Origin of the sequence: Streptomyces atriruber (assembly GCF_001418325.1) — a bacterium.
GTDB classification, from domain to species: Bacteria; Actinomycetota; Actinomycetes; order Streptomycetales; family Streptomycetaceae; genus Streptomyces; species Streptomyces atriruber.
This window is the reverse complement of record NZ_LIPN01000688.1, coordinates 1-375: the sequence shown is the minus strand read 5'-3', so window position 1 is coordinate 375 and position 375 is coordinate 1. Positions and strand designations below refer to the sequence as shown.

Here is a 375-nt window from a genome sequence, read left to right as displayed (position 1 = left end):
CCGCGCCGTCCCGCTCGTCGCGGAGGCCCGGCTCGGCATGGTCGACCGAGAGGTACGGCGGCTCATCGACGAGGGCGGCGACAGCTGAGTGGTCGAGTATCCACAGGCTGTGGATGAATGAGAGGGCCGCCAGGGGAAGGCAACCGACGGGCGCGCATACCCTGACCTCATGGAATCGGTGATCGACAGAGCGTTCGCGGCCGCGCTGTACGGCGACGGCGACGACGGCCTGGACACCGGAGCGTCCCTCCTGGCGGCCGCCCCCGACGCGGACGCCGACCTGCGCCGCCGCGGCGAGGAGTACCTGCGCCGCGCCTGGCAGCGAGGCTGGCAGCCCGCCGACGTGGTCCGCCTGGTCCGCCGCGACCTGGACGA

1 pseudogene is annotated in these 375 nt (G+C 73.3%); it reads left to right on the top strand.

The annotated features are described in order from the left end of the window. Nucleotides 1–169 precede the first annotated feature (169 nt). Nucleotides 170–375 (top strand): annotated as a pseudogene (locus AOK03_RS40085) (DUF2786 domain-containing protein); the annotation flags it as partial.